Source organism: Desulfobacula sp. (assembly GCF_021107415.1).
The window spans coordinates 1-6,120 of sequence record NZ_JAIOSW010000050.1 but is presented as its reverse complement, the minus strand read 5'-3'; the positions used below and the strand labels follow the sequence as shown (position 1 = coordinate 6,120).

6 protein-coding genes and 1 pseudogene are annotated in these 6,120 nt (G+C 39.2%); all 7 read left to right on the top strand.

Going from position 1 to position 6,120, the window contains the following annotated elements; all coding sequences use genetic code 11:
- Window positions 1-277, top strand: a pseudogene (locus K8S13_RS02805) (methionyl-tRNA formyltransferase); the annotation flags it as partial.
- On the top strand, window positions 274-1,644 hold the full coding sequence (rsmB, locus tag K8S13_RS02800; RefSeq protein WP_291460266.1) for a 16S rRNA (cytosine(967)-C(5))-methyltransferase RsmB: 1,371 nt from the start codon (window positions 274-276) through the stop codon (window positions 1,642-1,644). The pseudogene K8S13_RS02805 and the gene rsmB, both read left to right, overlap by 4 nt.
- Window positions 1,645-2,700 carry a PASTA domain-containing protein gene (locus tag K8S13_RS02795; RefSeq protein WP_291460265.1) on the top strand — a complete coding sequence of 352 codons (1,056 nt, stop codon included), beginning with the start codon at window positions 1,645-1,647 and terminating at the stop codon, window positions 2,698-2,700. It abuts the gene before it with no gap.
- Window positions 2,640-3,290: a ribulose-phosphate 3-epimerase gene (gene rpe / locus K8S13_RS02790; RefSeq protein ID WP_291460263.1), complete on the top strand. Its 651-nt coding sequence runs from the start codon at window positions 2,640-2,642 to the stop codon at window positions 3,288-3,290. The genes K8S13_RS02795 and rpe overlap by 61 nt, the downstream gene beginning before the upstream one ends.
- Window positions 3,291-3,299: 9 nt before the next feature.
- Window positions 3,300-3,854, top strand: coding sequence for an ACT domain-containing protein (locus tag K8S13_RS02785; protein WP_291460261.1), 555 nt, complete (start codon window positions 3,300-3,302; stop codon window positions 3,852-3,854).
- A 125-nt stretch (window positions 3,855-3,979) separates the two neighbouring features.
- The gene (locus tag K8S13_RS02780; RefSeq protein ID WP_291460260.1) at window positions 3,980-5,842 is read left to right on the top strand and encodes a hypothetical protein; all 1,863 of its coding nucleotides are present in this window, start codon (window positions 3,980-3,982) and stop codon (window positions 5,840-5,842) included.
- 30 nt (window positions 5,843-5,872) lie between these two features.
- Window positions 5,873-6,120: hypothetical protein (locus tag K8S13_RS02775; RefSeq protein ID WP_291460259.1), on the top strand; the 248-nt coding region annotated here is incomplete at its 3' end.

The window sequence follows — 6,120 nt, the reverse complement described above, 5'->3', positions numbered from 1 at the left end:
CTGCGCTCATATTAATGCCATGACACCCTGGCCGGGAGCCTTTACCCATCTTGGGGACAGGCGACTTAAAATTTTTAAGGCCAAAGCTTCTGACCTGCCTTCACGTCAAGAACCCGGCGTCATTTTTCAATGCGACAAACAAGGAATTCATGTGGCAACGGCAAAAGGCAGCCTTATCATCCTTGAGCTGATGGGAACATCCGGAAAACGATTAAAAACCAGGGAATTTTTGTGCGGCCATAAAATTGATCCACCTGTAAAATTTGATCCTGCATGATTAAAGACCCCCGACACATAGCCTTGAATATTTTGCTTTTCTGGCACAAAACATCTCACCCCCTTGATAAAAGCCTGGAAAGCTATTCAGAAGAAATATCATTTCTTTCTAAAAATGACAGAAGCCTTTGCAATGCATTGGTATTTGGTGTTCTTCGCCAAAGAGAATCCATTGATTGGATCATACGGGCATTTTCCAACACTCCGTTTGAAAAAATTGATATAAAGCCGTTATACCTGCTTCGAATCGCCCTGTTTCAAATCATGTATATGGACAGAATTCCCGTCTTTGCTGCTATTAATACAACCATCAATATTGCAAAAAAACTTTCAGACAAAAAAACTGCCGGATATATTAATGCCGTGTTAAGAACCGCAGCAGAAAACTTCTCAAAGGTTTCTTTGCCGGATGCAAAGGATAATGCGCCAAAATTTATTTCTGTTAAATTTTCCATGCCCTTATGGCTGTCAAAGAAATGGATACAGACCTATGGATTTGAACCTGCCCGCTCTCTTTGCCAGCAGATAAACACTATTCCTCAGATCACCCTTCGAACCAATACATTAAAAGTTGACAGAAAATCTCTTTCCAAGAGACTTTCTTTAGTTGCAAAAAATATTCAGCAGACAGATTATGCAAATCAGGGAATCAGTTTTAGCAACCCCACTCTCCCTATCCATGAGTTTGAAACATTTAAACTTGGATTATTTCAAATCCAGGATGAAGCAGCACAGATTATCACCCAATTGCTGGCACCCGAACCTGGTGAAAAAATTCTGGATGCCTGTGCAGGTCTTGGAGGCAAAACAGGTCATATTGCCCAGCTCATGAAAAACAAAGGGATCATTATCGCAGCGGATGTTGAAACCAAAAAACTTGAATCCCTTCAATTGGAATCAAAAAGACTGGGCATTGATATTATTCAGACAAAACCGATAAATCTGTTAAAAACATCTATTAAGGATTTTGACTTTTATTTTGATCGTGTCCTGATGGATGCGCCCTGCACAGGACTTGGAGTAATGCGGCGAAATCCCGACACAAAATGGAAGCGCTCAAAAAAGGATATTGAACGGCTTGCAGCAAAACAAAAAAAAATGCTCAATGCCGCAGCAAATCTGGTTAAGCCGGGTGGAATCCTTGTCTATGCCGTTTGTTCCTGTGAAAGAGAAGAAAATGAAGAAGTCATCCATAGATTTTTAGATAAAAGAAAAGATTTTTCAATTGATAAAGATTTTAAATCTGATAATTATTCTAGCTTAATGACTCAATTAATATCCCGGGATGGGTTTTTAAAAACATATCCCGAGGCAAATAATATGGATGGTTTTTTTGCAGCCCGATTAAAGAGGAAGTCTAAATCCTAAGTGAAGTTAATTTTAAAATATTTATTTATTTTTCTAACGGCATTTATCCTTGCGGGAAGCATCGCCTATTACTCGGTCCGTCTTTTTACGCAGAGCGCCGATGAAATCATACTGCCCGAATTAACCGGTAAAAATATTATCTATGTTTTAGAAACCCTTACCAATATGGGATTAAATGCAAAACTTTATGGTACCCGGTATAATGATACCATTCCCAGGTACAGCGTTATTTCCCAGGACCCCCAGCCAGGAGCTACCATAAAAAAGGGCCGGGATGTTATTATCTATATTTCAAAAGGGGCCAAAGAAAATATTATACCGGATTTAAGGCAAATCCCCCTTGAACAGGCCCTGATCCTTCTTGAAAAAAATGAATTCAAAAAGGGGCATATCTCGTTCACTTATTCTTTAAAAACTAAAAATAAAAGTATCATTGCACAGTATCCAAAACCTTTTTCCAATGCGTTAAAAGGATCTTTTTGCAATCTGCTTGTCAGCCGCGGGGCCAAACCAATGGGAATGGTTATGCCTGGCATAAAAGGATTACAGCTTGAAAAAGCGTCTGCAATTATCGGAAACCACCATCTTGCCATTTCCAAGATCGTTTCAAACGTGGATCAAAATCAGGATTACGGGGTTATTTTATCTTATTCCCCCGGGGCCGGCAGCTATGTGACCGGTGACACGCCCATAACCCTTGTTGTCAACAGCACAGAAAAAAACAAAATAATGACCCCTGATAAACTAAACAGCACTATCCTCTTAACTCATTCTTTAGCCCCTGGTTTCTTAAAACGTCATGTCAGGGTTGAAACTGACATGTTCGGACCTATAGTTGAACTTTATAATGAATATATGAAACCGGGTGTTGATATTAAAATTTTAGTTCCTTTAAGGAAAAAAACCAACATTAATATTTTTATTGACCATAACCTTGTTAGAACAATTATTATTGATCCCTGGAAAGAGGACAACAATATAGGAGACACACTATTATGGGAATCATCGCCCCTTCAATTCTATCAGCCGATTTCACCAGACTTGGTGAAGAATTAAACGCCGTTGAACAAGCAGAAGCTGACTGGATACATATTGCTGTCATGGACGGACAATTTGTCCCTAACATCACCTATGGCCCCATCATTGTTGAAGCATGTAAAAAAGCATCGAATCTTGTTCTTGACGTTCATTTGATGATTGAAAAACCAGACCTGATCATCCCTGAATTTGTCAAAGCCGGGGCTGATTACATTTCAGTTCATCAAGAAGCCTGTACTCATCTTCACCGAAGTCTTCAGCTGATTAAAAGTTTCGGTATTAAGGCCGGTGTGGCATTAAACCCAGCCACACCCCTGTCTTCCATAAAATGGGTGGCAGATCAGCTGGACTTTGTCCTGATCATGAGTGTAAATCCGGGATTTGGCGGCCAGAAATTCATTAAATCCAGTATTGATAAAATAAAAGCCTTATCTCAACTGCTTAAGGAGAAAAATCCTGATGCCATCATCCAGGTGGATGGCGGTATCAATAAAAATACTATTAAATCAGTTTCCAAGGCAGGTGCCACATCCTTTGTTGCCGGATCTGCTATTTTCAACACAAAAGATTACAAGGAAGCCATATTAAATTTACGGCAAAATTATTAAAGGTTACCAATGAATAAATTCATCATTACTGTCCTTGGAAAGGACAAACCCGGTATTATTTCTCTGATTTCAAATATTTTATATGAACTTGGCTGCAATCTCGAAAACGCAAACCAGATGATCCTGCAAGAACAGTTTGCCGGTTTTTTTATTGTTGATTCCCTGTCAAACATTGATTTTGCGACCCTTTCCCAAACGCTGAAAAATAAAACCAAAACTTCCGGTCTTACTATTCATATCACCCCTGTAGAAGACAATAAAAACAGTGAAGAGAACATCAAAGGGGAAACATTTTTAATTACCACCATCGGCCCGGATCAAAAAGGACTTGTGGCAAGATTTTCAAAAATAATAGCCCAATTTAACGCCAATATTGAAAATCTGAAGGCGGTTTTTAAAGGGGGGAAAGACCCAAACGATAATATCATGTCCTACCAGGTGTTTATCACACCGGATATTAATACAAACAAATTGTTTGGCGCATTAAGGCAAAAAGCAAAAGAACTTGAACTTGATATTCGGATTCAACATAAAAACATCTTTGATGCTATCAATAAAATCTAATTTGGGCGTTCGAATAAAATAAATCTTGATTTCAGGTTCAATTTTTTTTATTAAAGAAAGCAAGAGTTTGTAATTTCCAATTAAAAAATAAAAATAATTAATTCAATCAAGAAAAAAAATCCATAATGAAAAAAAATGCTCTTATTATCACCTGTTTTATTGCTCTGTTTGTATCTGTTTTTACAGTTAATATATCCCAAAGTATAGCGGACTGTTCCTGTAGATATTTAGGTGGGTCGAATCGTATCGGAATTGAGTATATTGCCTGTACTGAAGGGGGAGGCAATGACAACACTCCCTATATCTACACAGAACATGGTGCTATCGCTTGTTCCGGGACATCTTTTTACAAATACCCTTGGCCGGCCAGTAGAGAAATTGACTATATTACACCTGCAGCTTTAATTAATATCCTAAAGGGCACTGGTAATTATAGAATATTTCGCAACGAAGATGGTACCCATATACTGGGTATTAGTTCCTGGTTTAATGGTGAGATTGACGGCGTCAATGTAAGAGATTATGACGTTGGACAAGTTTATACAGATGTTATCACCTGCCAGTATATTTTTCCGCCTTTTGATATAGAGCATTGTTGTCATGTCTCAATAAGCGCAGCAAAAACCAATCTGCTTCCGGGCGAAACTGTTGAGATCAATGCCACATCTAAAGGATTTGAAGAAGAAGATATTGTCTGGACTATCAGCCCGGATGAAGACTCAGAAGCAAGAGCAACCATTACAGTCAATGATAAAGGTGCCATTGTTTATGCTGACAGCGATAGTGGAAACGGCACCATGACGATTCGTGCAGAAAATCCAAATGACAGTGAATGTTTTTCAGAACAAATAATAGAAATAGGCTGCGATTCCTGTTCCGGTGCGAATTGCAAGGTTCCCGGGAACGGCGACCCAAAATTGTCGAGCATCGCTTTAACCATGAAGCTTGGCAGCTCATCAAAAGATGTATCTGCAGGGATGCTTTCTCTCAAGTCCGGCACTATGACGTCAACTCTTTCAAAACCGGAATCCTTAAAATTTTCAACCTTGAGCACTGACACAAAGGCCATATATATTAATGATATTATCAGGCAGATTGATGCGGTTGAAACATTTGTGGATATTGTTGTGGTGGCTGATTATAAATATCGTATTGATTTTTATCCGCCTGAAGCAAAAGGCAGTCTTTCCGGAGGTGTATACACCATTGAAAACGGTTCAGAACCATTTGTAAGCTGGATAATCAAAAACCCGGATGCAGCGCCTGATGTTTACAATCAATTAAAAATTGTTGAAAAACGAGGCAGCCTGGAGAAAGAATATCTATACATCTTTAATGACATCACCGACACTTGGAATTTGTCCCGTGGTGCCGGCTTTACCATGGAAGAGTTAAAAACAGAACTATCAGGGAACCAGACTATAAAGACCAGTACCATGAAAGATGATCTGGGATTCGTATCCTCTGTAATAAAAACAACCCGGGAAAATTATCCATGGGGCAAAGAGATCATTAAAGAGGCACAGGACCCCCTGGGAGACAACCTTGTTACCACCACTCAATGGTATGACGATCCTGCCCAGACCGGGAGCTATAAAAAGAAAAAATCCATCCGATATCCGGATGGCTCCTGGATCGCTTTTACGTATGATACTGAAGGGAAAAAACTAACCCAATCTGTTGCTTTTCTGGATACTGTTTTTGGTACGCCCCCGGAGTCTGCCAAAACTGTTTACTATGATTATTCCCCGTTAACCGGAGATACACAACCACTTCATTACAAATATAAACCCAGAACAATTATAGAAAAAACCAAAGGCATTGTAACGGCTAAATCCTTTCATGTTTATTCAGAAGACGGATCAGGAGAAATAACTGAACTTACCGAGGTTTGCACGAATCTATCAGCCCTTTTTGGTGATCCCGATAATTTAATAACTGAACGGATCATGAATCCAGTAAATGATACTGTTGCCGGATCAGACTAAATAAAATCCATTACCTACCCTGACGGCCGGATGACAAGTTATTCATATCAATATGGTACATACAACCAGTCTAATGGTTCAGATCAACCGGGTGCCTTTACTGTAGGATCAGGGGACTTTTTACGAACAACCATCACAAATGGAACCCTGTCAAATCCTGAAGGTATTGATGATAAAACAACCATCACTCAAACCATTGAAAACAGATTAGGTGTGCTTTTTCTTAAAGAGGTACTGGTAAAAACAACCACAGGTTCTGAAAGAATTAGCTGGCAGGT

Coding starts and splice junctions, on each gene's coding strand:
- K8S13_RS02785 (WP_291460261.1), top strand. CDS start 3,300: ATGAATAAATTCATCATTACTGTCCTTGGAAAGGACAAACCCGGTATT.
- rpe (WP_291460263.1), top strand. CDS start 2,640: ATGGGAATCATCGCCCCTTCAATTCTATCAGCCGATTTCACCAGACTT.
- rsmB (WP_291460266.1), top strand. CDS start 274: ATGATTAAAGACCCCCGACACATAGCCTTGAATATTTTGCTTTTCTGG.
- K8S13_RS02780 (WP_291460260.1), top strand. CDS start 3,980: ATGAAAAAAAATGCTCTTATTATCACCTGTTTTATTGCTCTGTTTGTA.